Origin of the sequence: Glycomyces xiaoerkulensis (genome assembly GCF_002798405.1) — a bacterium.
Lineage (GTDB): Bacteria > Actinomycetota > Actinomycetes > Mycobacteriales > Micromonosporaceae > Glycomyces > Glycomyces xiaoerkulensis.
Map to the genome: position 1 here is coordinate 71207 of NZ_PGGV01000016.1, position 25369 is coordinate 96575.

The following is a 25369-nucleotide window of genomic DNA, read 5'->3' on the forward strand; positions in this document are numbered from 1 at the left end:
GCATGGGTACTATGACCACAGCGAAAATTACCGATACTTGTTCCGAAAGTTTCGGACTCAACGATCGCACGTTCCGGGACAAGCCTCGGTCACGTCAACCCTCATCCCTCGAAAGGAAACAATCCGATGCGCAAACCCCTTAACAGGCTCCGGGCGCTCACAGCGGCCGGAGCCGCCGGTGCCCTGGCCCTCACGGCGGCCTGCGGCGGCAGCGGCGGCTCCAACGACGATGAGATCACCTGGTGGCACATCCAGAACGAAGACCCGATGATGAGCTACTGGGACCAGCTCTCCGAGGAATGGCTCGAGGAATCGGGATCGGACCTCACCTTCGACACCCAGGCGATCGAGAACGACTCCTTCAAGCAGCGCCTCAGCGTCTCCGAATCCGCGGACGAGATGCCGGACCTGTTCCAGACCTGGGGCGGCGGCGTGCTCGCCGAGCAGGCCGAGGCCGGACTCGTCCGCGACCTCACCGACGAGCTCGACTGCCTCGACCTGATCAACCCCGGTTACCTCGAGGCCTACACCGTCGACGGCCGCGTCTACGGCGTTCCGTTCGACGCCGGCGCAGTCGGGTTCTGGTACAACAAGGACCTCTTCGCGGAGGCCGGCATCGACGAGATCCCGGAGACCTGGAGCGGCTTCCTGGGCGTCGTGGAGGACCTCAAGGCCGCCGACATCACCCCGATCGCCCTGGGCGAATCGGAGCTGTGGCCGGGCCACTTCTACTGGGCCTACCTGGTGATGCGCACCATCGGCCTGGACGCGCTGTCGGAGTCGGCCGCGAACATGGAGTTCTCCGACCCCGGCTTCGTGGAGGCCGGCGAGCACCTGCAGGACCTGATCGAGCTCGAGCCGTTCCAGCCCGGCTTCGAGGCCGCGCCCTACGGCGAGGGCCCCGACTCGCAGGCCGCCATCATGGGCAACGGCGACGCCGCCATGGAGCTCATGGGCCAGTGGGCCCCGAGCGTCCAGGCCGACTCCTCGGGCACCGACGGCCTCGGCGACAGCCTGGGCTTCTTCAAGTTCCCGGCCGTTGAGGGCGGAGCCGGCGACATCAACGAGATCCTGTCCGGCGGCAACGGCTTCGCGGTCGGCAACAACGCGCCCGACGAGGTCTTCGACTACCTGTGCTACCTCTTCAGCGAGGAGAACCAGAGCCGGATCCTCGAGAACGCCGACGGACTGTTCACCACCGTCGCCGCCAACCCCGAGAACGTGCTCGACGAGGTCGACCCGCACCTGCAGCTCGTCCTGGACACGGTCGCCGAATCCACCGGCGCCCAGCTCTACCTCGACCAGGACTACCCGGCCGCGGTCGGCGAGACCGTCAACGAGGCCACCGGTGGTCTCTTCCTGGGCGATATCGGCCCCGAGCAAGTGGTGGAGGACATCAACACCGCATGGGAACGTGAGCAGTGAGTCACGTTAAGGAAGCACCATCCGGTGGGCGAGATACCCACCCGGTGACTGCGGGGGCGGCCCGGTCGGGCCGCCCCCGCGGCGGCGGATTCGTAGGTCTGAGACCCCCGTTCAAGACCATCCTGATCTTCCTGCTGCCCGCGAGCATCGTCTTCGCCATCTTCGTGCTGGGGCCGGTCTCCTTCAGCGCGTACACCTCGTTCTTCGAATGGAACGGGCGGGGCAGCATCACCGAATTCGTCGGACTCGACAACTTCCGGCGGCTGGCCGGGGACGAGATCTTCCGCGGCGACCTGTTCCGCGGCGGCATGATCATCCTCCTGTCGCTGGTCGTGCAGCTCCCGTTCGCGTTCGGACTGGCGATGCTGCTGCACCAGAAGTTCCCCGGACGCACCATCTTCCGGCTGATCTTCTTCGTGCCGTACGTGCTGAGCGAAGCGGTCACCGCCGTGCTGTTCACCCTGCTCCTGTCCCCCTCGCGCGGCGCGGTCAACCAGTTCCTGTCGGCGATCGGCTTCGGGGACGTGGAGATCCTGTGGATGGCGGACCGGAACCTGGTGCTGTACACCGTGTTCGCGGTCCTGTGCTGGAAGTACTTCGGCTTCTACATGATCCTGTTCCTGGCCGGGAGGCAGAACATCCCGCAGGAGCTCTACGAGGCGGCCAAGGTCGACGGCGCCACCGCCGTGGAGCAGTTCCGGAGGATCACCCTGCCGCTGATGGGCCCCACCGTCCGCGTCACCGTGTTCCTCTCGGTCATCGGGGTGGTGCAACTGTTCGACCTGGTCTACATCCTCACCAGCGGCGGACCCGGCCACTCCTCCGAGACCATGGCGATCACCATGTACGACTACGGCTTCCAGCGCAACGAGGTCGGCTACGGATCGGCGATCAGCATCGTGATGTTCCTGATCTGCCTGATCTTCGCGCTCCTGTACCAGCGCTACGTGCTCAAGCGCGACCTGCAGGGGTCGGTGGCCGGCGCCGCGCAGTCTGAAGGGCGGAACTGATGAGCGTACTGTCAATGCGAGCGCGGGTGTCCAAGAACATCGGCCTGTACTTCGCAGCGTTCCTGGTCGCCTCCTTCATCGTCACTCCGATCCTGTTCGCGCTGCTCGGCGGCTTCAAGGACAACGCCCAGCTCGGCGAGTCGCCCATGGGCCTGCCGTCGCCGTGGAACACCGAGAACTACACCAACGTCCTGATCGACCTGACCTTCTGGCGGCAGGTGGTGAACTCCACCGGCATCGCCCTGGCCACCACCTTCCTCACCGTCGGGGTCGGTGCGATGGTGTCGTTCGTGTTCGCCCGCTATGCCTTCCGGGGCCGCGAAGTGCTGTTCATGACCTTCGCGACCGGGCTGATGTTCCACTTCGCGGTGGCGGTGCTCCCGCTGTTCATCATCCTGCGTGCCCTGGGGATGCTGAACAATCCGCTCGGGGTGATCCTGCCCCAGGTGGCGTTCGGCCTGCCGCTGACCATCATCATCCTCCGAAGTTTCTTCCGGCAGATTCCGGGCGAAGTGGAGGAGGCCGCCACCGTCGACGGCGCGAGCCCGTGGACGTTCTTCACCAAGGTGCTGCTGCCGATGTCCCGTCCGGTGCTCGCCACCGTCTCGGTGCTGGCGCTGGTGAACAGTTGGAACAACTTCCTGCTGCCGCTGGTGGTGCTGCACGACTCCTCGTGGTGGACACTGCCGATCGCCGTCACGCAGTTCTCGGGCCAGTACGCGTCCGACACCGCCAAGGTGCTGGCGTTCGTGATGCTGGCGATGCTCCCGGCCCTGGTGTTCTACGCCTTCGCCGAAAGGCACCTCATCAGCGGTCTGACCTCGGGAAGCACCAAGGGATGACCTGACCGAAGGAACCGAACCGAGCGCCGCGGCGTCGGAAGGTACATGAGACGCAGACTCGTACCTCTCGGCGCCGCGGCCGTTTTCGTCGCCGGCGCATGCACCTCCGGGACCGGCACCGATATCGATCCTCCCCCTCCGGCCGAGTGGGTCCCGGCCTCGGCGCAGTTGGCCTCCTACGACTCCTGCGAGGACGCCCTGGAGGGCATCCAGCGCTCGGTGCTGAGCACCATGACGCAGATGCGCCGCACCATGCCCGCGGACGGCGGCGCGGAATTCGCCCAGGAGGACGAGGCCCTCGCGCCGAACGCGGCGGAGGCCGAGGACGGCGCCGCCGACGCCGGCGGCGGCGAGCGGGCCTCCGGGCAGGAGCATTCGGAGACCAACAACGCCGTCGCCGGGGTCGACGAGCCCGACGTGGTCAAGACCGACGGCGAGCACATCTGGGCGGTGGCCGACGCCGTGCTGTACGTCGTGGACGCCCGGTCCGCTCGGATCGTCGCCGAGCGCGACTACGGCTGGGAGACCTGGGAGCACCGGCTGTTCCTCGGCGACGACGAGCTGCTGGTGATGTACACCCGGGACGGCGAGCGGGACGGGGAGTACTTCAGCGAGTTCGTCGTCGAACGGGTCGACCCGCTGACGCTGGAGGTGCGGGACGAGTTCGCCGGCGAGGGGTCCATGCTCGACGGCCGGATGGTCGACGGCGAGGTCCGCCTGGCGCTGTCCTCCTCACCGCACGTGCAGCCGCTGTGGAACGAGCTCTACGAGGGAACCACCTCGGACCTGCGCGAGGCGGTGCGGGAGACCGACATCGACGACTGGATGCCGACCTTCAGCGTGAACGGCGAGGAGGTCGCGGTCGGCTGCGACGACATCGCCCACCCCGACCGGTTCGAGGGCGCCTCGACCGTCTCGGTGGTGTCGCTGCCGGTCGACGGCGCCTGGTCCGGCGCCGAGCCGACGGCCCTGCTGGCCGACGGCGGCGTCGTCCACGGCACCGCCGACAGCCTCTACCTGGCCCACAGCGACCGGCGCTGGGACGCCGAGGTGCCCGAGGCCGAGACCGAGATCTACCGGTTCGAGTTCGGCGGATCGGGGCAGCGCCTGGCCGGCGAGGCGGCCGTGCCGGGAACGCTGCTGAACCAGTACTCGATGAGCGAGTACGACGGGCACCTGCGGGTGGCGACCACCGAGGACTCCGATTCCTGGTGGTGGGGCCGGACCGAGGAGGACGCCGAAGGGGATCCGTCGAAGTCGACCGTGACCGTCCTCGAGATCGGCGAGGACGCGCTGACCGAGGTCGGGTCGGTCACCGACCTGGGCGTGACCGAGCGGATCTACGCGGTCCGGTTCATCCGCGAGACCGGCTACGTGGTGACCTTCCGCCAGACCGATCCGCTGTACACCGTGGACCTGTCGGATCCGGCCGACCCGACGGTGACCGGGGAACTGAAGATCACCGGCTACTCCGCCTACCTGCACCCGGTGGCCGAGGGCAGGCTGCTGGGGGTCGGCCAGGAGGCCACCGGCGAGGGCGTGACGACCGGCCTCCAGGTCAGCCTGTTCGACGTCGCCGGCGACGAGGCGGAGGTGCTGGACCAGTACGAGCGCGGAGGCGCGCATTCGGCCGCCGAGTGGGACCCGCACGGCTTCCTGTACTGGGAGCCCGAGGGCATCGCGGTGCTGCCGGTGTGGGACTGGACGGACGGCCACGAGGGCGGCGAGGCCGGAGCCGTGGTCCTCCGGATCGGGGACGACTCGCTCGCCCGGGAGGCCTGGATCGAGCACGAGCCGCCCGCCGACGAAGAGGAGGACTCGTACTACGGCCACTCGGAGATCACCCGGAGCCTGGTCATCGGCGACCGGCTGTGGACGCTCTCGCGGACCGGCCTGAAGGCCTCCGAGATCGACGGCTACGAGACCGCCGAGTGGATCGAGTGGTGACCGGCCGGGGCCGGGTCCACGCCGCGATTCGGGTGGCGGCGCGGACCCGTTCCCGGCGAATCGGGCTATCCCGGTTTCCTCATCGGCCGAGGCCGCGGAAGCGGCGGACGGCCAGCGGCAGGAAGATCACGGTGATGACGATCGGGCCGATCAGGGCCGCGGCGATCGCGTGCGTCTCGGGCCAGGCGTCGCCGACCGGCAGCGGGTTGCCGTAGAGGTCCCGGATGGCGGTCGCGGTGGCCGAGACCGGGTTCCAGACCGCGATGGTCCCGAGCCAGTTCGGCATCAGATCCGGCGGGGTGAACACCGACGAGACCATCGCGAACGGGAAGGCGACGGCGAACAGGTTGCCGGCCTGCTCGACGTTCTTGACCAGCAGACCCAGCCAGACGCCGACCCAGATGAGGGCGAACCGCAGCCACAGCAGCAGGCCGAAGGCCGCCAGGGTCTCCAGGAGGCTCCCGTCGGACCGCCAGCCGATCACCAAGGCGATGAGCGCCAGGATGGACAGGTCGACCGCGGCGTGGATGGTGTCGGCGATGTTGCGGCCGACCACGACCGCCGAGGAGGCCATCGGCATGGACCGGACCCGGTCGATGAAGCCCTTCTCCTTCATCTCGGCGACGGCCCAGGCGGTGTTGGTGAACCCGAATGCCATGGTCATGGCGAACATGCCGGGCATGGCGAAGGAGACGTAGTCGACCCCGGCGCCGGCGCCGGTGACGTCCATGGCCGAGCCGAATACGTAGACGAACAGCAGCACCATGACGATCGGGAAGCCGAGCTGCCAGGCGAAGTTGGCCGGCTGGCGGAAGATGTGGGCGAACTCCTGGCCGACGATGGCGCGATAATCGTGGATGGTCCATTTCAGTCGCGATCCGAGGGTCTCACGCGTCATGGTGGGGTTGGTCGTGGTCATTTCCGGTCCTCCTGGCCGATCAGTTCGAGGAACGCCTCATCGAGCGTGGGGCGGCGGAGGCCGATGTCGGCCACCTCGAGCCGCTTCTCCCGGGCCGCGGTCGCGGTCGCGGTGAGCGCGTCGACCGGCTCGGCCACCGGGGCCGAGACCGAGCCGGCGGCCTCGTCGACCGCCGGCTCGCCGGAGGCGACCGCCTCGATCAGCCCCCGGGCGGCGGCCAGCTCGGCGTGATCGGCCACCACCAGTTCGAGCCGGTCGTGGCCCATGCGGCGCTTGAGCCCGGCGGGAGTGTCCTCGACGACGTTGCGGCCGTGGTCGATGACGGCGATGCGGTCGCAGAGCCGGTCGGCCTCGTCGAGGTAGTGCGTGGTGAGGACGACGGTGGTGCCGTCGGCGGCGAGGCCCGAGACGGCGTCCCAGACCTCGCGCCGCCCGGCCGGGTCGAGCCCGGTGGTGGGCTCGTCCAGGAACAGCACCTGCGGGGCCAGGATCATGCCGGCGGCCAGATCGAGGCGGCGCTTCATGCCGCCGGAGAACTTCTTGACCTGGCGATCGGCGGTTTCGGCGAGTCCGAACTGCTCCAGCAGCCGGGCGGCGCGCTCGCGGGCTCGGGCCTTGGTGAGCCGGAAGAGCCTGCCGAAGAGCACCAGGTTCTGGCGGGCGCTGAGCAGGTCGTCGACGGCCGGATTCTGCCCGGTCAGACCGATGCGGCGCCGGACCTGGCGGGCGTCGCGGGCGACGTCGAAGCCGGCGACCGAGGCGCTGCCGGTGTCGAGGCTCAGCAGGGTGGTGAGGATGCGGACGGTCGTGGTCTTTCCGGCGCCGTTGGGGCCCAGCAGCCCGAGGACCGTGCCGGCCTCGGCCGAGAGGTCGAAGTTCTCGAGGGCGGAGGTGTCTTTGTATCGTTTGCCGAGGTTGCGGGCCTCGACGGTGGTGGTCGGCATTCTCTGGTCTCCCTAAATCGGGTACGATGTACTCAATAATAGAGTACGTCGTACCCGATTCGCAAGCGGATATCATGAGGCCCCTATGGCGACAGCACAGACGGGGGCGGGCGACCCCAAGCGAAGCCTCGAACTGCTCTGGCGCGACTTCGAGACGCAGCCGAGCAAACCGGGGCCCAAGCCCAGGCTGACCGTGGAGCGGATCGTGGAAGCGGCCATACGCGTGGCCGACCGCGACGGCAGTTGCTTCGGCATGCGGGAGGTCGCCGCCGAGCTGCGCGTGGGCACCATGACGATCTACCGCTACGTGCCCGGCAAGCGCGAGCTCATCGACCTGATGATCGACCACCTCAACGGATCGCCCGAGGACTACCCGGACCCCACCGGCATGGGCTGGCGGAGCCTGCTGGAGGAACTGGCCGAGAGCACCTGGAAGGTGTACGAGGAGCACCCGTGGGTGCTGGAGATCAACCAGAAGCGGCCGGTGCTCGGGCCCCGCTCGCTGACCGGATACGACTTCATCCTGGCGGCCTTCGAGGACCACGACATGCCCGACCTCGAGGCCAATCTCGTCATCACCGCGGTGATGAGCCTGGTCACCGGCGTGGCGATGAGCTACATGCTCCGCGATTCCGACGACCAGGGGCCGGTGACCACCGAGCAGGAGTGGTGGGAGGCCCAGGAGCCCTACCTGTTGAAGGCGGTCGAATCGGGGCGGTACCCCAGACTCGAGCAGACCGACGAGGACGCCTGGAACATCAAGGGGTACGACGTGATGCGAAAGGGCCTCGAGTCGATGCTCGACGGTCTGGCCCCCCGGATGGAAGCCACCCGCAGGACCGGCCGAGGAACCGGGTCCGGTCCCTGATCCGACGCTTCCTCAGGACTACGTCCATCGGAAGTACCACGCTTTCGACCTGATCATGTGCTCGGCCAGGTCTTCGAGGGTCGGCACGCCGGAGTCGAGGAGGTCGGGGCAGTAGGCGTAGGCCTCGTGGGCCACGCCCAGCGCCGCCTCGGCGTCGGGCGGATGCGGGACGTACAGTTCCAGCACGTCGTAGGTCATCGCCACCAGCTCGACCTCGTAGAGCCGGTGCCAGCGCCGCAGGATCGCGGCGTGCTCGGCGCCGTAGAGCTCCCAGTTGGTCGACCCGGCCCACGGGAACCTGGCCGGGATCTTCCAACCGGCGTCGGTCTCGATCAGGCCGAGGAGGACGTCGCGCTGCGGGGTGGCGAAGTCCGAGTCGCCGCGGCGCGGCAGGATCGGGACCCCGCGGGCCGGTTCGCCGGCCTCGGCGGCCTTGTCGTGCAGCAGTTCCGCCGCGTCGATGCCGGCGGAGCGGGCCAGTTCGTCGTCGCCTTCGTGGACGATCGCCTCACCGCCGTCGCGCCAGTCCTCGGGCGGGCCCAGCAGGACCGGCATCCAGCCGGTGGCCTCGGCGACCTGCCGGATCTCCAGCCACCAGGTGAGCGCCGAGGAGGCTCGCACGCCGAAGGTCCAGACGGCGTCCTCGCCGCGGCGCACCAACTGGTGCATCTTGGGCACGTCGAGCCCCGCGTCGCGGAGGGACGAGCGCGGCGAGCCGGCGATGTCGAGGGTGTCCTCCTCGCGCGGCATCATCTCGTCGCGTCCGGTGGTGGCCGGGCGGGCCGGAGGCTCGGGCTTGTCCAGGGTGAGCAGCTCTCGCTTGGGCCGTTCGGGTACGAAGATGTCGTCGGGCAAGGGCTTCGGTTCGGGTTCGGAAGCGGACGAGGACCGCGACTCGGCGTCGGATTCTCGCTCCGGCTCGGGTTCGGGCACGGCCGTGAGCAGCGGGCGGCCGCTCGCGTGCTCGGGCGGTTCTGGCGCGATGTCGTCCTCCTGGTGAGATTCCCGGCGGAGTGTCTCGGGGGCGGCATCGTCCAAGGCGCCCGAAGAGACGGAGGAGGGTGCTTCGGGCGTAGTCTCGGGCTCGGGCTTGGCTGTCGGTTCCTGTTGTCGGGCGGCCGGATCGGGCACTGAGTCAGGCGTGTCCCGGCGCCCCAACAGTCGCTGGAGGAGTCCCACCCGATATATGATGCCCTGTCCGGGTGACGAAGTCCAAACGCACCCCGCGGTAGCACTGTAGCGTTTGCCGCCGCCGGACCCTCCGCGCACCTCGGCGCGGCGCGTCAGTCCTTGCGGCCCTTCTTGAAGAGCATGCCGAACCAGAAGGCGGCGAAAAGGATGAGGACCAGGACTGCGACCAGTTTGAACAGGAGCATTACTTCACCTGCGTGAGGTTGGGGCGTTTGGGTTCGACGCTGTCACCGCTCGACTTGCCGGTGAGGCGGCGCTTGACCCAGGGGGCGAGGTGCTTGCCGACCCAGGCGGCGCCGCCGAGTTCACGGCGGGCTCCCCGGTCGACCGGGAGCGGTTCGAGCCACTCCTCGTCGGGTTCGATGCCGAGCGCCTCGCACACGGTGGTGGCGACGCGCCGGTGGCCGAAGGTGTTGAGGTGGAGTCGGTCTTCGGACCACATGCGAGGATCGGCGAAGCACCGGTCCTCCCACAGGTCGATGAGGATCGCGTTGTGGCGCTTGGCCACCCGCCGGTAGGCGTCGTTGGTGGCGATGAAGCGATTGCGCAGGAACTTCATGCCGGGAATGTGATGGGACATGTCGGCGCAGGTGAAGAGCATTACCTCCGCGCCGGAGGCCTTGAGGAGGCGCACGACCTCGTGGGCCCGGGTGGAAAGCTGGGTGGCGTTGAAGCCGGGCCGGAGCGCGTCATTGCCGCCGGCGGCGAAGGAGACCAGGTCGGGGTTCTGCTTGATGGCCGGGACGACCTGCTCGTCGACGATGCGGTCGAACAGGCGGCCGCGGACGGCCAGGTTCGCGTAGGCGAAGTCGGGCCAGGATTCGGCGGCGCGGTGGGCGAAGCGGTCCGCCCATCCGCAGAACGCGCCGCCTTCGGGGTACGGGTCTCCGACGCCTTCGGAGAAACTGTCGCCGATCGCCACGAAACTCGAGAACGCCGCGGGCACGCCCACTCCCCACCTTCACATTCGCATCGAACTTCTGGTCTGGCCCCTTCCGGGTGCTGACCAGCATGCCTCACCGATATAACGATTGGGTTTCAATCGGGTGGCGAGGACTCTCGCGCCGGTCCGCGACGCCGGCGCCCGGACGGGGCGGTTCCGTTCGGGCACCGGCGGTTTCGTGATCAGTTTTCGGATTCGGCGTGGACGACGACCTCACCGGCGGGAACCTCGATCGCGGCGGTGGCGGTCTTCACCTGGGCGTCCCGGTCGAGGTGGTTGATGCAGAACAGCCAGGAGCGGCCGTCGTCGTGGGAGCGGCGGACGACCTCGACGCCGGCGGGGGCGTCGGCGACCGGTTCGACCTGCGCGTCCGAAAGCGCGGCGGCGACCACGCGGTCGAGCGTGTCCCCGTCGACGAATGTGGTGAGGTAGTGGGCGGTGCCCTCGCCGTAGCGGTTGACCGTCCAGGCGGGCGTGCCGTCGAGATAGGTGTCTCGGACCTCGGCGCCCCGGGCCTCGGCGGCCTCGCTCCAGATCGACCCGGTGCCGCCGGAGGTGAGTTCGATGGTGCGGTCGATGAGCGGGTAGAACTCCTCGGTGCGGACGCCGACCATGTCGCGGAAGGCGCCGGGGTAACCGCCGAGGTAGACCGCGTCGTTCTCGTCGGCGATCCCCGAGTACGGGGTCACCAGGACCGTGCCGCCGCCGCGGACGAAGTCCTTGAGGTTCTCGGCGGCCCGGTTCGAGGTGAGGTAGAGGGCGGGCACGACCACGAGCCGGTAGCCGGAGAGGTCGCCCTCGGAGTGGGCGACGTCGGTGGTGACGCCCGCCCGCCACAGCGCCGAGTAGCAGGTGTTGAGGACCTGCTGGACGTTCAGGTCGTCGGTGGGCTTGGCCTCGTGCTCCTGGGCCCACAGGTTCTGGTAGTCCCACAGGATCGCGGCGTCCGCGGTGACGGTGGAGCCCTCGAGTTCCTCGAGCTCGCCGAGCCGCGCTCCGAGTTCGCAGACCTCGCGCCAGATCTTGGAGTCGGTGCCGACGTGCGGGACCATGCCGGAGTGCCACTTCTCGGCGCCCCGGCGGGAGGCGCGCCACTGGAAGAACATGATCGCGTCGGCACCGCGCGCGAAGTGCGACAGGGAGTTGCGCAGCAGTTCGCGGGGGGCTTTGGCGCGGTTGCGGCCCTGCCAGTTGACCGCGGAGGTGGAGTGCTCCATGAGGATCCACGGCTTCCCGCCGCCGAGCGAGCGGGCGAAGTCGGCCGCGAAGCCGAGGTTGACGTGCTCGAACGGGCGCTCCAGGTAGTGGTCGGCGGAGACGACGTCGACCTCCTCGGCGAACTCCCACAGGTCGATGTCGGGGTGCGAGCCGGTCATGACGTTGGTGGTCATGGGCTTGGAGGGATCGATCGAGCGCAGCAGAGCGACCTCGGCCCGGTAGAGCTCGAGGAGCCGCCGGGACGAGAAGCGCTTGAAGTCGAGCACGTGGGCGGGGTTGGGGATGGAGGGCGTGGGCAGCGGAACGTGGATCTGGTCCCAGGAGGAGTAGGCCTGCGACCAGAACGCGGTCCCCCAGGCCTCGTTGAGGCTCTCGAGGTCGCCGTAGCGCTCGCGCAGCCAGAGGCGGAACTTGGCGGTGGCGGCGGCGCTGTAGGAGCGGGCGTTGTGGCAGCCGTACTCGTTGTGGACGTGCCAGAGACGCACCGCGGGGTGGTCGTGGTAGCGCCGCGCGACCCGTTCCGTTATGGCCAGGGCCTTGGCGAGGTAGACGTCGCTGGAGGGGTCGAAGCCCTGCCGGGAGCCGTGGGTGAGCCGGCGGCCGGACTCGTCGACCGGAAGCGCCTCGGGATAGGTGGCGGCGAACCACGGCGGCGGGGAGGCGGTGGGAGTGGCCAGGCAGACGCCGATCCCGCCCTCGTGCAGCATGTCGAGGACCTCGTCGAACCATCCGAAGTCGAAGCGGCCCTCTTCGGGCTCGAGTTTGGCCCAGGAGAAGATGCCGACGCTGACCCGGTTGACACCCGCTTCACGCATGAGGCGCACGTCCTCGGCCCAGGTCTCGCGGGGCCACTGCTCGGGGTTGTAGTCGCCGCCGTAGACGATGGCCATCGGGGTCTCCTTTGCTGAGAGAGGGTCGGTGCGCCCCCTAGACTACGGCAAACGGTTTCCTACATCCACCCCTGTGACCTGCTTTTTCGAACCATTCCAGAAAGAAATCGCCTCAGCGGCGCCAGCCGGCCGCGCCCGGCTCGACCCACCAGGTGCGCTTGCGCTTGAGCTCGTCGACCAGCCCGTCGGAGATGAAGGTGGCGGAGTCCTCCGGGTGGACGGCCACGGCCCGGCCGCGGGCGCGGCGGACCTCGATCCGCACCTTCCGGCGGAACCTCCCGGTCACGACCGGGACGGCCACGGCCACGTCGATGCGGCCGTCGGCCGGATCGGGCTCGGCCAGGACCAGGTCGTCGGCGGCCGCGTAGCCGTCGGCGTTGGCGACCGCGCAGGCGAGGATCCGCTCGGTGCCGTCGGCCAGGACCGCGTCGTCGAGGTTGACCACCCCGCGCCACGGGCGGTCGCCGCCGCCGATCCGGACGCCGTCGACGCACACGCCGCCGCCGTCGTGCCGCATCATGTCCGTACGCAGCACCGTGCCGTTCACGGCCGCCTCGGCCACTTCGGCGGGCCGCTGCGGCAGTCCCAGCCGCTCGACGATCCCCGGCACGCTCCCGAGCGGCAGCACCGCCAGGGGCGGCAGGTCCGGGACGGTGCGGCCGACCGGCAGGTCGTCGGGCCGCTCGCTCGGGGCCGGGGCCAGGCGCCGCACCATGCGCGCCACGACCGCGTTGATCTGCTCGTCGTTGTCGGCCGCCAGCACGATCCTCGCCCCGGTCTGCTCGACCACCGGATCGATCTCGCGCGGGGAGGCGGCCTCCACCGTCCGCACCTCGGCACCGAGCCGTCGCAGCTCGTCGACCAGGTGCAGCGCCTGTGTCCGGGGGCCGGTGTTCGAGCAGCCCGACTCCACCGGCGTCAACACGACAACTTCCACAGCGAACAACCATACGACGCGACGGAGGCCGGGCCCATAGGACTCAGGGCTGGTGAGACGCGACAGCAGCGGGTGCCAGTACGCTTACACGGTAATCGGGTGATCAAGTTCCCGGGAGGATGGGCAGCATGCCAGCTATCGCGGTCGTCGGAACGCAGTGGGGCGACGAGGGCAAAGGCAAGGTCACGGACCTGCTCGGCGCCGACATGGACTACGTCGTCCGCTACCAGGGCGGCAACAACGCAGGGCACACCGTGGTGACCCCGGACGGCACGAAGTACGCCATCCACCTGGTCCCGGTCGGCATCCTCACCCCGGGAGTGGTCCCGGTGATCGCCGGCGGAGTCGTGGTCGACCCCAAGTTCCTCATCTCCGAGCTCGACGAGCTCACCGCCGGGGGCGTCGACGTCTCGAACCTCAAGCTCTCGGCCGACGCGCACCTGATCATGCCGCACCACCGGGCGCTCGACCGCGTCGTCGAGCGCTACCTGGGCAACTCCCGGATCGGCACCACCGGCCGCGGCATCGGCCCCACCTACGCCGACAAGGTCGCGCGCATGGGCATCCGGGTGCAGGACCTGCTCGACCCGGGCATCCTCAGCGCCAAGCTCGAGGCGATCCTCCGCGAGAAGAACCAGATCCTGGTCAAGGTCTACAACCGCAAGGCCATCGACCCCGAGGCGGTGGCCGAGGAGTACCTCGGCTACGCCGAGCGGCTCAAGCCCTACATCGCCGATACCCGCCTGCTGCTCAACCGGGCCGTCGAGGACGGCAAGAACGTGCTCCTCGAAGGCGCCCAGGCGACCATGCTCGACGTCGACCACGGGACCTACCCGTTCGTGACCTCGTCGAACCCGACCACCGGCGGCGCCTCCGTCGGCACCGGCATCGCCCCGAACAAGATCGGCACCGCGATCGGGATCATCAAGGCCTACACCACCCGCGTCGGCTCGGGCCCGTTCCCCACCGAACTGCACGACGAGTCCGGCGAGTTCCTGCTCAAGCGCGGCGGCGAATACGGGGTCACCACCGGGCGCCGCCGCCGCTGCGGCTGGTTCGACGCGGTGCTGGGCCGCTACGCGGTGCGCGTCAACGGGATCACCGACCTGTTCGTGACGAAGCTGGACGTGCTCTCCGAGCTGGAGCGGGTACCGATCTGCGTCGGCTACGAGGTCGAAGGCGAGGTCGTCGAGGACATGCCGATGACCCAGACCGACGTCCACCACGCCAAGCCGGTCTACGAGTACCTCGACGGCTGGTTCGAGGACCTCTCGGGCTGCCGCAAGTTCGAGGAGCTCCCGGCCAACGCGCAGGCCTACATCGAGCGCCTGGAAGAGCTGTGCGGGGCGCGCGTCAGCGTCATGGGCGTCGGCCCGGGCCGCGACGAGAACATCATCCGCCACAGCCTGATCTGAGTCCGCTCGGGTCCGCTCCCCCGATCCGTCGCCCCAGGGCAGGGTATGACCGTGACCTACCCATTCGCCTCCGAACTCCGCCGTGAGCTCGAAGGACGCGGCGAACTTCGCGGGGAAACGCGCGGCCACTGCGAACAGCGCCGACGAGGTCTTGTCTCCTCCCGCGGACTGACGCCCGCGGCACGAGCCGACTGGGGACCGCCGCGGTCTACGGCGATCGATGAGAATCTCAGAGCCGGTCGACCACTTGGACGTGTCCGGGGGCGAACGACGCCAGGCGGGCCAGGAGCTGCTGCGCCTTGAGGTCGAAGTCGTTGCACCTGATCGCCAGGTCGAAACCGGCCACCAGGCCCTCGGTGGCGCGATTGGCCTCGCGCAGCACCGAGCGATCGATGAAGCCGGGCCGGTCCGACCCGCCCCGACCCAGGTACACGTCGGTCGCCAGCAGCAGGTACGAATGGCCCCTGCGCCTGGAGCCGACCGTGATCGCCGCCAGCTCCTCGACGTTGCTCCAGGGGATCAGCAGCACCTTCCCGAAGCTGGGCCGCACCCGCAGCCCGAAGTGGTTGACCGACAGCTTCGGCGGGCGCAGCAGCGGCACCAGGAAGAAGAGCACGCCCAGCAGCGCCATGACGGTGAAGAAGCCCGGCAGCACCACCACCGGGTTCGACTCTCCCGAATCGAGCGTGCCGGGCTCGGTGTGCACCAGCCACACCAGAGCGCCGACGGCCGTGGCGCACACGACGGCGTACAGGACCAGCGAGGAGATCCGACGAGCGGGGGAACTGCGTTCGACCACGGTCCACTCCGAGCTTCTTCGCACCAGGTCACCTCCCCGACCGCAAGGGTAACGAGTGGGAACCCGCCGCCGGCGCACGGCCGGAAGCGGTTGCCGGAACGCCCCGCCGCCCGCGGCGCCCGGTGCAGTGTTTGCAGTGCTCGATCCGCAGGTGGTGCGGCTGAACCGGCGCAAGGGGACGGACATTTCAGACTCCTCGCCGCAACGCGGTTCCCGGACCCCGCCACCCCGTCCGTACACTGGGAGCAACCCGATGCCCGCCTCGTCCGCCCCCTCCACGGCGAAGTTCGGGAGCCGCTCCGGCTCCGGGCATCGGACCGCAATGTCCGACCGGCCGCTCCCCGGCCGGCAGAACCAGACTTTGGGGGTGCTCGTGCCGGCGATCCCGGATGAAGGCCTACGCGCGACCTTGGCCACGATGGCTCCGGGAACCGCGCTGCGCGACGGCCTGGAGCGGATCCTGCGCGGCCGCACCGGCGCGCTCATCGTCGTGGGCCGCGACGAGGTCGTGGAATCGATGTGCACCGGCGGGTTCGAGCTCGACGTCGAGTTCTCCGCCACCCGCCTCCGCGAGCTGTGCAAGATGGACGGCGCGGTGGTGCTCACCACCGACGGCTCCCGCATCGTGCGCGCCGGCGTCCACCTCATGCCCGACTCGTCGATCTTCTCGGCCGAATCGGGCACCCGCCACCGCACCGCCGAGCGCGTCGCCAAGCAGACCGGTCTCCCGGTCATCTCGGTCAGCCAGTCGATGCACACCATCGGGCTGTATATGGGCGCGGTCCACCACCTGCTCGAGCCGTCGACCAAGATCCTTTCCCGCGCCAACCAGGCCCTGGCGACGCTGGAACGGTACAAGCAGCGCCTCGACGAGGTCGCCGCGAACCTCTCCAGTCTCGAGATCGAGGACCTGGTGACCGTGCGCGACGCGGTGACGGTCCTCCAGCGGCTCGAGATGGCCCGCCACATCGCCGACGAGGTCGAGGGCCACGTCATCGAGCTCGGCACCGACGGCCGGCTCCTGGCCCTCCAGCTCGACGAGCTCATGGCCGGGGTCGACATCGATCGCGAACTGATCGTCCGCGACTACCTGCCCGAAGGCGGCGACTTCCCCAAGGCCCTGCGCACCGTCGACGAGATGACCTCGACCGAGCTGCTCGACCTCACCGCCGTGGCCCGCGCGGTCTGCTTCCCGAACGCGCCCGACGTCCTCGACCGGAGGGTGAGCCCGCGCGGCTACCGCATGCTCGCCAAGGTGCCCCGCCTGCCGGAGGCCGTGGTCGAGCGGGTCGTCAGCCACTTCGGCACCCTGCCAGAACTGCTCGGCGTCTCGGTCGAGGACCTGCGGGACGTCGACGGGATCGGTCCCGGCCGGGCCCAGAGCATCCGCGAGAACCTCACCCGACTGGCCGAAGTCTCCATACTCGACCGCTACATCTAGTTCAGTCGCAGCGACGCCGGTTGCGACTCCGCCTCTCCCAGACGGGCCCGCAGTTCGTAGTCGCCCGCCGGGAGCCGCCGCCGGTCCCCCTCGCAGCCGGGCTCGGAGGCCAGAGCCTCGAAGCGGAACTCCACGGTCCGTCCCGAACCCTCGTCCAGCTCCACGGTCTCGGCCTCTGGCGGGTCGCAGTGCGCGGTCGAGTAGACCACGTCGCTGCCTGCGGCCAGCTCGACCTCGACCGATTCGAGTCCGACGGTGCAGACCGCGTCGGCGCCGCTGGCGACCAGCACGCTCACCGGGACCTCCGAGCCGGATCGGACCTCCTCGAACCCGGCCACGACCTGGAGCATCAGGTCGGACGGTTCGCACTCGGCCACCGGCTCGGCCGACGACTCGGCCGGTTCCGGACTCGGCTCGTCGCTCGGCGAGCCCGACACGTACGGGCGCTTGAGCGTGGACGAGATCGAAGGGGTGACCCAGTCCTCCGCGGCCCCGGGCCCGCCCTCGGCGCCGGCCTCACCGCCCGCGCCGAGGGCCTTGACGGCCACGACGATGAGCAGGATGAGGACGACCACGGCCCCGGCCACGATCGCGCGGCGCCGCCAGTACACCGCGCTCGGCTCGGCGCCCTTCACCCACTTGTCCTGGAAACGCTGCACGCCGGGACGCTAACCCACCCGCGGCGCCTTTCGTCGGAACTACACGCGATAATCGGCGCCATGCTCGCACCCGAACGGCTCGCAGAGCGGCTCCTGCCCTGGTTCGACTCCCACAATCGCACCGACCTGCCGTGGCGTCGGCCCGGCACCACCGCCTGGGGGGTGCTGGTATCCGAAGTGATGAGCCAGCAGACGCAGGTGGCGCGCGTCGCCCCGGTGTGGGAGGCGTGGATGGAGCGGTGGCCGGACCCGGCCGACCTGGCCGGGGCGCCGACCGCGGAGGTGCTGCGCGCCTGGGGCCGGATGGGCTACCCGAGGCGCGCGCTGCGGCTCCAGGAGTGCGCCCGGATCGTCGCCGAGGAGCACGGCGGCGAGGTCCCGGCCGACCCGGCCGAGCTCGAGCGGCTGCCGGGCATCGGCGTCTACACGGCCGCCGCGGTGGCGGTCTTCCACTACGGCCGGCGCCACCCGGTGGTCGACACGAACGTGCGGCGGGTGGTGGCGCGGCTCGGCGGCGAGGCCGACGCGGGCACGGCCACCTCCAAGGCCGACATCGCCGCCGCCGAGGCGCTGCTGCCGCGGGACGCCCCGACCGCCGCGCGGGTGTCGCTGGCCCTGATGGAGCTCGGGGCGCTGGTGTGCGACGCCCGCCGTCCGGAGTGCGGTGCCTGCCCGGTGGAGGACGTCTGCGGGTTCTCGGGCCGGGAGGTCCCGGCCGGTCCCAGCCGGAAGCGCCAGCGGTACCGGGGCACCAACCGGCATGTTCGCGGCGAGATCATGAAGGCGCTCCGGGAGGCCGACGGGCCGGTCGGCAGGGAGCGGATGGACGCGGTCTGGCCCGAGGCGGCCATGCGCGAGGAGGCGCTCGGGCAGTTGATCGGCGACGGGCTGATCGAGACCGACGAAGCCGGGCGATTCAAATTCCCGAGTTGATGACAAGCGGCGTTTGCCCTGCTAAATTCGTAATTGAAAGAACTTCATGATGCTCGGCCGGGTGCCGATCGCCACGATCGGCGGCTCCGGGTCGAACTCCGCTTCTCATACAAGCGGGGCACCGGACGGGCCACTGGGCCCGTGCTCACCGCCGGTGCCGGAGCCGGATCACCCGCTGCCACGACCGTCCCCGCGCGGTCGGCCAGGAACACGACGACGCGGCTCGCGCCATCACAACGTCGCGTCGACCGCGGACCGGCCGCATGAATTCGGTCGGGGCGGTTGCCGCGCCGCCGATACCGGCGCGGCGGCCGAGCGGACGACGATGCCGCCGGGGTACCGCGCGCTCTGACCTCGGCGGCTTCGTCACGTCCGGACCCCGAACGCGACGAAGCCGCCGGACACGGGTGCCGTGTCGGCGGTCTTCGGTCTTCGCGGCCCAAGGGCGGCCGGCTGGGCGGTCCGGCCGGCCCGGGGTGTCGCGTCTACTCGCCGGCCTCGCGCTGGGCGGGGATTTCGCCGTTGATGAGGGCGCGGATCTCGGACTCGCGGTAGCGGCGGTGCCCGCCGAGCGTGCGGATCGCCGAGATCTTCCCGGCCTTGGCCCAGCGGGTCACGGTCTTGGGGTCCACGCGGAACATCGCGGCGACCTCTGAGGGGGTGAGCAGGGCCTCTGATTCAACCGGAAGGTTCAAGTCTGTCGTCATCGTTCAGTCTCCTCCACAGACGGGCATGTGAATCACCGGCTGCCGCAGCCTCGATTCGTTCCTTCTCCAATCGTCCGTGCTGTCGTAGATGTCCGACATAGGCCGAACGGCCGATTTTCCGTAGACCTTAATCGCCGGGGGCTCATCCGAGCGATCACTCCACAAGGGAATTGAAAGTCCCTCGGCCCGCGCCCCAACGAGAATGCGGCTCAGTTCAGACGCTCGGCGAGACGGCGGTCGCGCCACCGTTCGACGAGCCGGGCGTAGCAGTCTTGTGCCGCATCGGGTTCGCCGTCGCCGAGATGGTCGATCGCCTCCCAGGTGAGGTCGACCGAGTCCTCCTCGCTCAGCTCCCGGTCGCCCATCCGGGAGACCAGGCCGCCGTAGTCGAGCTCCACGAGGGCGCCGTCGTCGAATCCCTCGAGCCACTCCAGGGTCTCCGTCAGCGCCGCGGCGAGGTCGGCCTCGTCGCCGAACTCGGCACGGATCCGGTTGCGCGCGACCGTCAACCGGGTGCGGGCCCCGGTTATCGGAGTCAGGTAGCGAAGCCGCCGGCCGTCCTCGGCGACGAGCTCGCGGTCCTCCGGCCTGACGCAGGCGAACCAGCGCAGCGGCACCGACCAGGAGGCGACCTGCTCGTGCGTGTCGGCCGGCGCCTCGTGCCGGTCCCGGCCCTCGTCGTGGGCGACGATCTCGGCCGCCGAGGCCAGGAAGTCGGCCGGGACGAGCGCCTCGGCCACCGGCTCGGGGGTCAGGCGGCGCAGTTCCATCGCCGACTGGGCGATCCGATAGCGGAGGTTCCACGGGCAGATGAGGGGATCGCCCCCCTCCTCCTCGGCGTCGATGACGTACGCCTCGCGGGGAAAGGAGGGCACGATCCGCCACGGCCAGCCGATGCGCTCGTAGAGCGCCTCCCTACGCAGCTTCGGCCCCTCGCGCGGATCGACCGCGCGCCCCGAAGCCGCGTAGGCGCGCCAGTAGTCGGCATCGGCGAAGACCCCTGCCGGCTCATAGACGCGCAGATACGAAGCGTTCGGTGCGTACACGAGCCAGATACTTCCACAGTCGGGACCAGACGATTCGATGGCCTTCGGCAAGGCGGTGAGCAGGTAGTCGGCGCGGCTCCGCGCACCGGACGGCTCCCGGCGCGGGAAGGGGCCCCGACCCCACCGGCAATCGCCTCCATGGAACCGGGGAGGCGAAGACTTATGCTTATGGCGTAGGCATACCCGCGCTACATCGGAATCGCCCCGGTCGCGACCCGGCCGAGCCACGAACGGCGCAGCGTACCGTTCACTGAACTGGAGAGCAAGCCATGAGCATCTTCGACGCATCCGGCCACGAACAAGTGGTGTTCTGCCACGATCCCGACTCCGGGCTGAGAGCCGTCATCGCGATCTACTCGACCGCGCTCGGCCCGGCCCTCGGAGGCACCCGCTTCCGCCCCTACGCCGGCGAGGACGAGGCCGTCACCGACGTCCTGCACCTGGCGGAAGGCATGGCCTACAAGAACGCGATAGCCGGACTCGACCACGGAGGCGGCAAGGCCGTCATCTGGGGCGACCCGGCCACCGACAAGACCGAGGCCCTCCTGCGGGCCTACGGCCGGTTCGTCGATTCCCTGGGCGGCCGCTACGTCACCGCCTGCGACGTCGGCACCTATGTGGAGGACATGGACGTGGTCGCCCGCGAGTCGGTCCACGTCACCGGCCGGTCCCCCGAGGCCGGCGGCGCCGGGGACTCCTCGATCCTCACCGCGTTCGGCGTCTTCCAGGCCATGCGGGCCGCCGCCCGCCACCGCTGGGGCACCGACGACCTCGCCGGCAGGACCGTCGGCGTGGCCGGGATCGGCAAGGTCGGCCGCCACCTCATCCCCCATCTGACCGAGGCCGGGGCCGACGTGGTCGCCACCGACGTCAGCGCCGCCGCCCGCGACTGGGCCACCGAGCACTACCCGGGCGTGCGGCTGGTCTCGGACGCCGACGAACTCATCGCCTCGGGGCTCCACGTGTACGCCCCGTGCGCGCTCGGGGGCGTCCTCAATGAGCGCTCCATCAAGGTCATGGACGCCGAGATCGTCTGCGGCGCCGCCAACAACCAGCTCTCCGACGCCTCGATCGCCACCGAACTCGAGCGGGCCGGGATCCTGTACTGCCCCGACTACGTGGTCAACTCCGGCGGTGTCGTCCAGGTCGCCGACGAGTACGGCGGCGGGTTCGACTTCGAGCGGGCCAAGCGCCGCACCGCGCGGATCTTCGAGACCACCGCGCAGATCCTCGACCGGTCCAAGAGCGAGGGGGTGACCCCGGAGGCCGCCGCCGAATCCATCGCCGAGGAGCGCATGACCGCCGTCGGCCGGCTGCAGCGGCTGCGGTTGTTCCGCTGATCACACTTTCCCATAGAGTGGACGCCCGCGTCCCGCGATCCGGCCGGGACGCGCGGCGGCCCCGGCCCGGGTTCGGGACGGCGTGCGCATCGGATTCCGCGTCCGGAAGGGCGGAATCAGCGCCAATCTGTGGCATCCAACTCATGGGCCGGGATGCAACCGAGCGCCGCAAGGTTGTACCGTAGGAGCCACGAAGAGATTGCAAGCATGCCGGGGCGCCGTATCGGCTGCCCCGATGATTTCTGTGCGAGGGGGTCGAGCCATATGGGGCGCGGCCGAGCCAAGGCGAAGCAGACCAAAGTGGCCCGGAAGCTCAAGTACCATGCTCCGAACACCGACCTGCGAGCGCTGGAGCGCGAGCTGACCGGCGGGCGTGACAGCACGGACGATGAGCGATCCGAAGAAGACCAGTACGCCGCTTACGCCGAACGGTACAACACGGACGAGGACGAGCTCAGCGAAGACGACTGGCTCCCGCCGAACAAGCAGTTAGACCCGCTCGCCAGGCCCGTCGCAGGCGGGCCCGGGTAGGTTCGACGGCACGGCTCTCGCGATCCCGCATCCCGCGTCGCCCTCGGTTCGGCGTGGGGCCGCCGAGCGCGGTGAAGAGCGGGGTGTCGATCCGCCGCTGGAGTCGGGCGCGGGCCGGCGGAGTTCTCCCCGAACAGCAAGCGCGGAAGGGGCGGTCATCGAGACCGCCCCTTCGCTGTCTTCGGGAATCTACTGCTGCGGCGCCTGGGGCCACTGGTTCTGCTGGCCCGGCTGCTGCTGGTAGCCGGTCGGCGGCTGCTGTTGCTGCTGCTGGGCGGCCTGCGCCTGCGCCTGCTGCTGCTTGGCCGCGGCCTTGGCCTCGGCGGCCTCGGCGCTGGTGGGGACCAGAATCGCGCCGGTCACGAACAGTCCGTAGGCCGCCACCAGGAGCAGCAGCCCGATCCATGCCGAGGCGTCCGAACCGCTGGAGCCGTCGGGCAGGTCGAGCACCACGAACAGGGTGCGGGCCACCCAGAGCGCGACGACCGCGAGCGTCAGCGCCTTCCACAGTGGCCGCAGTCGCTCCCCGGCGAACAAAGCGAGCCCGAACAGCACGATCGTGGCCGTCAGCGTCGACTGGATCCCGCCGAACTCCCGGCCCACGGTGTCGCCGAGGGCGGTGCCGTCGCTGGTGCCGGCGATGAGGCCGGCGAGGATGAGCGCGCCGAGACCGGAGAGCCCGAGGATGGCCGGCATCGACGGCACGCCGAGCTTCTCGAACAGCGAGGGGCCCTGCGGGGCGTAGGCCGCATACTGCTGCTGGGCCTGGTACTGCGCCTGCGGGGAGGCGTACTGGGGCGGGTACCCCGGTTGCTGCGGTTGGCCGGAGGTCGGCTGCTGCGGATATCCCGCACCTGATTGCTGTTCACTCATGGCCCTATCATGCACTGCGATCGCAATAAGGGCGGCAAGTGGGTGCGAAGCGCACGCGGATTCCGGCGAGCGGCTCAACACACCCCGTAGGCTGGGGTCATGTCGCAACGTCTTCGTCCCGTTTCGCCGATCTGGGTGGCCGGCCGTCCCCAGCACGGCGAGGAGGAATTCTTCGTCACCCACCCCTACGACGACGCGCCCGTCGGTGCCACCTCCTGGGCCACGAACGGTCAGCTCGAAGCCGCGGTGGCGGCCGCGCACTCGGCGGCCGCCGAGTGCGCGGCCCTGCCGGCGCACGTCCGCGCCGGAGCGCTCGACCACGTCCGGCGCCGCATCGACGAGGAGTCCGAGACGACCGCCGAACTCATCACCGCCGAATCCGGCAAACCGATCGCGTGGTCGCGCGTCGAGGTGGAGCGCGCGGTCTCGACCTTCCGCTGGGCCGCCGAGGAGGCCCGCCGATTCGCCGGCGCGGTGCAGCGTCTCGACACCGACCCGTCCGCCGAGGGCCGCATGGCGCTGGTCCGCCGGTTCCCGCGCGGCCCGGTCCTGGGCATCACCCCGTTCAATTTCCCGCTGAACCTGGTCGCGCACAAGGTCGCACCGGCGATCGCGGCCGGCTGCCCGGTCGTGGTCAAGCCCGCCCCGGCCACCCCCCTGTCGTCGCTGATGCTGGGCGCGCTGTTCTCCGAGACCGACCTGCCGCCCGCGATGCTGTCGGTCGTACCGGTGCCGAACGACCGCGCCGGGCAGTTGGTCGACGACCCGCGTCTGCCGGTGGTGTCGTTCACCGGTTCGGCGCCGGTCGGCGCACAGATCCTGCGGAGCGTGCCCGACAAGCACGTGACGCTCGAGCTCGGCGGCAACGGCGCCGTACTCGTGACCGCCGATTACCCCCAGCGGGACTGGGCCGCCGAGCGGATCGCCACGTTCGGCAACTACCAGGCGGGGCAGTCGTGCATCGCCGTCCAGCGCGTCTTCATCGAAGGCCCGGCCTTCGACGACATGGCCCAGCGCATCGCCGCCCAGGCGGCGAGCCTGCCCACCGGCGACCCGAACGACCCGAAGTGCAAGGTGGGTCCGATGATCAGCGCCGAGGCCGCCGACCGCGTCGAGGCCTGGATCGGTGAGGCGGTCGCCGAGGGCGCGAAGGTGCTCGGCGGCGGCTCGCCGCGAACGGGCGCGACCCTCGAGCCGACGGTGCTCACCGAGGTACGGCCGGACGCGAAAGTCCTGCGCGAAGAGGTCTTCGGGCCGGTACTGGTGCTGCAGCGCGTCGAAAGCTTCGAAGCCGGCCTGGCGGCGATCAACGATTCGAAGTACGGGCTCCAGGCCGGGGTGTTCACCCGGGACCTGCCGCGGGCGATGCGGGCGCACCGCGAGCTCGAGGTCGGCGGCGTGGTCATCGGGGACGTGCCCTCGTTCCGTGCCGACCAGATGCCCTACGGCGGCGTCAAGGCCTCGGGCGTCGGCAGGGAGGGCGTCAGGTCCGCAATGGAGGACTACACGACCGAGCGGGTGCTGATCCTGCCGGACACCCTATGATGCCTGCGCCGCCGCATCCCCCGGTGGAGGTCGCAGGACTTCGCCCACCGATATCGCCGGATCGCCGTAGCCGCCGCGTTCGGCTCATATGGTATGGAAATGACCTATCCTCCGAACCACGGCGGCTCGACCGGTGGCGGCCAGGGATCCGCCGAGTCGGGCGGACCGGCGCAACCACCGGAGGACCCGCCGCGCCGGGGCCGGCTCATCGGCGCCATCGTCCTCGGCCTCGCGCTGCTGGCGTTCGGCGCGGTCCTCCTGGTCACACTGCTGACGGGCGAGGACGAGGAAGATCCGATCGCCGATCCGACCACGGACACCGAGTCGCCCGCCGAGGAAACCGAGACGCCGACCGAAGAGCCCACCACCGAAGCGGACGACCGGTTCGCCGGCCGGTGCCTGCCGTACGAGCCGCAGGTGGACGACCGGCAGGTCGAGGTCCTGGCCTCCTGTGAGGACGACGAGGCGTTCTGGGAGATCACCGACTGGTCCGAGGACGTCGACACCAGCGTCGACGACGAGGGCGGCCTGGCCGACAACCAGCCGGCCTACGACCTGTGCGGGGAGAGCTCGGGAGTCTTCGAACTCGGAGAGCCGTGGCAGGACTGGTACTACGTCTACGATTCCGCGACCGGCGGGATCGACTACCTGTACTGCATCGAGGCGCTCGAAACGGCCGACGAGGACGGCCGCATCCCGGTGGTGCCCGACGAGGGCGACTGCTTCGACGACTCGAACGAGTGGTGGTCCGTGCCGTGCGACTCGGATCTGGCGCTGTACGAGGTGGTCGGCACCGTCGAGTACGACGAACCGCGGGAGCTGTCCGACGACGAGGCCGCCGAGGAGGCCACCTGCGGCGGCGATCTCTACTGGCAGGTCACCGACGTCGAGGGCCGCACCAGCGCGATCCTGTGCGGCAACGAGGTATAGGAGGCGTCCGGTGACG

At 69.9% G+C, this 25369-nt stretch carries 23 protein-coding genes; 12 read left to right on the forward strand and 11 right to left on the reverse strand.

Annotation, left to right across the window (positions count from 1 at the left end):
* Window positions 1–126: 126 nt before the first annotated feature.
* Genes CUT39_RS05960 through CUT39_RS05975 form a run of 4 tightly spaced genes read left to right on the forward strand, consistent with a single transcriptional unit; the run spans window position 127 to window position 5224 of the window.
* On the forward strand, window positions 127–1425 hold the full coding sequence (locus CUT39_RS05960; RefSeq protein ID WP_100445059.1) for an extracellular solute-binding protein: 1299 nt from the start codon (window positions 127–129) through the stop codon (window positions 1423–1425).
* Between the two features lie 44 nt (window positions 1426–1469).
* Window positions 1470–2435 carry a carbohydrate ABC transporter permease gene (locus CUT39_RS05965; protein WP_198586912.1) on the forward strand — a complete coding sequence of 322 codons (966 nt, stop codon included), beginning with the start codon at window positions 1470–1472 and terminating at the stop codon, window positions 2433–2435.
* Window positions 2435–3277 (forward strand): carbohydrate ABC transporter permease, encoded by an 843-nt coding sequence (locus CUT39_RS05970; RefSeq protein WP_100445060.1) that lies wholly within the window; start codon window positions 2435–2437, stop codon window positions 3275–3277. The genes CUT39_RS05965 and CUT39_RS05970 overlap by 1 nt, the downstream gene beginning before the upstream one ends.
* Window positions 3278–3322: 45 nt before the next feature.
* Window positions 3323–5224, forward strand: coding sequence for a beta-propeller domain-containing protein (locus CUT39_RS05975; RefSeq protein WP_100445061.1), 1902 nt, complete (start codon window positions 3323–3325; stop codon window positions 5222–5224).
* 79 nt (window positions 5225–5303) lie between these two features.
* Here the strand turns inward: CUT39_RS05975 and CUT39_RS05980 are convergent, their stop codons facing one another.
* Together CUT39_RS05980 and CUT39_RS05985 are read right to left on the reverse strand one after the other, a co-directional pair.
* Window positions 5304–6143, reverse strand: coding sequence for an ABC transporter permease (locus tag CUT39_RS05980; protein WP_100445062.1), 840 nt, complete (start codon window positions 6141–6143; stop codon window positions 5304–5306).
* Entirely contained in the window at window positions 6140–7087 is a 948-nt protein-coding gene (locus tag CUT39_RS05985) for an ATP-binding cassette domain-containing protein (protein WP_100445063.1), read from the reverse strand. Before CUT39_RS05985 ends, CUT39_RS05980 begins: the two co-directional genes overlap by 4 nt.
* A gap of 85 nt (window positions 7088–7172) precedes the next feature.
* Here CUT39_RS05985 and CUT39_RS05990 point away from each other — a divergent pair, with 85 nt between their 5' ends.
* Entirely contained in the window at window positions 7173–7955 is a 783-nt protein-coding gene (locus CUT39_RS05990) for a TetR/AcrR family transcriptional regulator (protein ID WP_100445064.1), read from the forward strand.
* An 18-nt stretch (window positions 7956–7973) separates the two neighbouring features.
* Here the strand turns inward: CUT39_RS05990 and CUT39_RS05995 are convergent, their stop codons facing one another.
* The 4 genes from CUT39_RS05995 to CUT39_RS06010 form a co-directional block, all read right to left on the reverse strand.
* On the reverse strand, window positions 7974–8993 hold the full coding sequence (locus tag CUT39_RS05995) for a DUF4253 domain-containing protein (protein ID WP_100445065.1): 1020 nt from the start codon (window positions 8991–8993) through the stop codon (window positions 7974–7976).
* Between the two features lie 337 nt (window positions 8994–9330).
* Entirely contained in the window at window positions 9331–10092 is a 762-nt protein-coding gene (locus CUT39_RS06000; protein ID WP_100445350.1) for an SGNH/GDSL hydrolase family protein, read from the reverse strand.
* A gap of 179 nt (window positions 10093–10271) precedes the next feature.
* Window positions 10272–12197, reverse strand: coding sequence for a beta-galactosidase (locus CUT39_RS06005; RefSeq protein ID WP_100445066.1), 1926 nt, complete (start codon window positions 12195–12197; stop codon window positions 10272–10274).
* A gap of 112 nt (window positions 12198–12309) precedes the next feature.
* The gene (locus CUT39_RS06010) at window positions 12310–13134 is read right to left on the reverse strand and encodes a diacylglycerol kinase family protein (protein WP_100445067.1); all 825 of its coding nucleotides are present in this window, start codon (window positions 13132–13134) and stop codon (window positions 12310–12312) included.
* Window positions 13135–13262: 128 nt separating this feature from the next.
* Here CUT39_RS06010 and CUT39_RS06015 point away from each other — a divergent pair, with 128 nt between their 5' ends.
* On the forward strand, window positions 13263–14549 hold the full coding sequence (locus CUT39_RS06015) for an adenylosuccinate synthase (protein WP_100445068.1): 1287 nt from the start codon (window positions 13263–13265) through the stop codon (window positions 14547–14549).
* A gap of 229 nt (window positions 14550–14778) precedes the next feature.
* Here CUT39_RS06015 and CUT39_RS06020 read toward each other — a convergent pair whose 3' ends face one another.
* Entirely contained in the window at window positions 14779–15372 is a 594-nt protein-coding gene (locus CUT39_RS06020) for a hypothetical protein (protein WP_157930506.1), read from the reverse strand.
* A gap of 298 nt (window positions 15373–15670) precedes the next feature.
* Between CUT39_RS06020 and disA the strand changes: the two genes are divergently transcribed.
* Window positions 15671–16789: a DNA integrity scanning diadenylate cyclase DisA gene (gene disA / locus CUT39_RS06025; RefSeq protein WP_198586946.1), complete on the forward strand. Its 1119-nt coding sequence runs from the start codon at window positions 15671–15673 to the stop codon at window positions 16787–16789.
* On the opposite strand, the gene CUT39_RS06030 is transcribed toward disA, so the two are convergent.
* Complete coding sequence (locus tag CUT39_RS06030) at window positions 16786–17448, reverse strand: hypothetical protein (protein WP_100445071.1); 663 nt, start codon at window positions 17446–17448, stop codon at window positions 16786–16788. The genes disA and CUT39_RS06030 overlap by 4 nt on opposite strands.
* 60 nt (window positions 17449–17508) lie before the next feature.
* Here CUT39_RS06030 and CUT39_RS06035 point away from each other — a divergent pair, with 60 nt between their 5' ends.
* Window positions 17509–18381 carry an HhH-GPD family protein gene (locus CUT39_RS06035; RefSeq protein WP_100445072.1) on the forward strand — a complete coding sequence of 291 codons (873 nt, stop codon included), beginning with the start codon at window positions 17509–17511 and terminating at the stop codon, window positions 18379–18381.
* A gap of 485 nt (window positions 18382–18866) precedes the next feature.
* Here the strand turns inward: CUT39_RS06035 and CUT39_RS06040 are convergent, their stop codons facing one another.
* Window positions 18867–19088, reverse strand: a complete 222-nt coding sequence (locus tag CUT39_RS06040) for a BldC family transcriptional regulator (protein ID WP_100445073.1) — start codon at window positions 19086–19088, stop codon at window positions 18867–18869.
* 209 nt (window positions 19089–19297) lie between these two features.
* On the reverse strand, window positions 19298–20134 hold the full coding sequence (locus CUT39_RS06045; RefSeq protein WP_100445074.1) for a hypothetical protein: 837 nt from the start codon (window positions 20132–20134) through the stop codon (window positions 19298–19300).
* Between the two features lie 269 nt (window positions 20135–20403).
* Between CUT39_RS06045 and CUT39_RS06050 the strand changes: the two genes are divergently transcribed.
* Together CUT39_RS06050 and CUT39_RS06055 are read left to right on the forward strand one after the other, a co-directional pair.
* The gene (locus tag CUT39_RS06050; protein ID WP_100445075.1) at window positions 20404–21474 is read left to right on the forward strand and encodes a Glu/Leu/Phe/Val dehydrogenase dimerization domain-containing protein; all 1071 of its coding nucleotides are present in this window, start codon (window positions 20404–20406) and stop codon (window positions 21472–21474) included.
* Between the two features lie 264 nt (window positions 21475–21738).
* The gene (locus tag CUT39_RS06055; RefSeq protein WP_100445076.1) at window positions 21739–22005 is read left to right on the forward strand and encodes a DUF3073 domain-containing protein; all 267 of its coding nucleotides are present in this window, start codon (window positions 21739–21741) and stop codon (window positions 22003–22005) included.
* 189 nt (window positions 22006–22194) lie between these two features.
* Here the strand turns inward: CUT39_RS06055 and CUT39_RS06060 are convergent, their stop codons facing one another.
* Window positions 22195–22878 carry a hypothetical protein gene (locus tag CUT39_RS06060; RefSeq protein WP_100445077.1) on the reverse strand — a complete coding sequence of 228 codons (684 nt, stop codon included), beginning with the start codon at window positions 22876–22878 and terminating at the stop codon, window positions 22195–22197.
* A gap of 99 nt (window positions 22879–22977) precedes the next feature.
* Between CUT39_RS06060 and CUT39_RS06065 the strand changes: the two genes are divergently transcribed.
* A complete protein-coding gene (locus tag CUT39_RS06065) occupies window positions 22978–24423 on the forward strand; it encodes an aldehyde dehydrogenase family protein (protein WP_100445078.1) in 1446 nt (481 codons plus the stop codon).
* Between the two features lie 99 nt (window positions 24424–24522).
* The gene (locus CUT39_RS06070; RefSeq protein ID WP_100445079.1) at window positions 24523–25353 is read left to right on the forward strand and encodes a hypothetical protein; all 831 of its coding nucleotides are present in this window, start codon (window positions 24523–24525) and stop codon (window positions 25351–25353) included.
* Window positions 25354–25369: the final 16 nt, after the last annotated feature.

Bases quoted from the DNA above. Each gene is read 5' to 3' on its own strand.
- CUT39_RS05960 (WP_100445059.1), top strand. From the start codon at position 127: ATGCGCAAACCCCTTAACAGGCTCCGGGCGCTCACAGCGGCCGGAGCC.
- CUT39_RS05970 (WP_100445060.1), top strand. From the start codon at position 2,435: ATGAGCGTACTGTCAATGCGAGCGCGGGTGTCCAAGAACATCGGCCTG.
- CUT39_RS05975 (WP_100445061.1), top strand. From the start codon at position 3,323: ATGAGACGCAGACTCGTACCTCTCGGCGCCGCGGCCGTTTTCGTCGCC.
- CUT39_RS05980 (WP_100445062.1), bottom strand. From the start codon at position 6,143: ATGACCACGACCAACCCCACCATGACGCGTGAGACCCTCGGATCGCGA.
- CUT39_RS05985 (WP_100445063.1), bottom strand. From the start codon at position 7,087: ATGCCGACCACCACCGTCGAGGCCCGCAACCTCGGCAAACGATACAAA.
- CUT39_RS05990 (WP_100445064.1), top strand. From the start codon at position 7,173: ATGGCGACAGCACAGACGGGGGCGGGCGACCCCAAGCGAAGCCTCGAA.
- CUT39_RS06005 (WP_100445066.1), bottom strand. From the start codon at position 12,197: ATGGCCATCGTCTACGGCGGCGACTACAACCCCGAGCAGTGGCCCCGC.
- CUT39_RS06015 (WP_100445068.1), top strand. From the start codon at position 13,263: ATGCCAGCTATCGCGGTCGTCGGAACGCAGTGGGGCGACGAGGGCAAA.
- disA (WP_198586946.1), top strand. From the start codon at position 15,671: ATGTCCGACCGGCCGCTCCCCGGCCGGCAGAACCAGACTTTGGGGGTG.
- CUT39_RS06035 (WP_100445072.1), top strand. From the start codon at position 17,509: ATGCTCGCACCCGAACGGCTCGCAGAGCGGCTCCTGCCCTGGTTCGAC.
- CUT39_RS06040 (WP_100445073.1), bottom strand. From the start codon at position 19,088: ATGACGACAGACTTGAACCTTCCGGTTGAATCAGAGGCCCTGCTCACC.
- CUT39_RS06050 (WP_100445075.1), top strand. From the start codon at position 20,404: ATGAGCATCTTCGACGCATCCGGCCACGAACAAGTGGTGTTCTGCCAC.
- CUT39_RS06055 (WP_100445076.1), top strand. From the start codon at position 21,739: ATGGGGCGCGGCCGAGCCAAGGCGAAGCAGACCAAAGTGGCCCGGAAG.
- CUT39_RS06060 (WP_100445077.1), bottom strand. From the start codon at position 22,878: ATGAGTGAACAGCAATCAGGTGCGGGATATCCGCAGCAGCCGACCTCC.
- CUT39_RS06065 (WP_100445078.1), top strand. From the start codon at position 22,978: ATGTCGCAACGTCTTCGTCCCGTTTCGCCGATCTGGGTGGCCGGCCGT.
- CUT39_RS06070 (WP_100445079.1), top strand. From the start codon at position 24,523: ATGACCTATCCTCCGAACCACGGCGGCTCGACCGGTGGCGGCCAGGGA.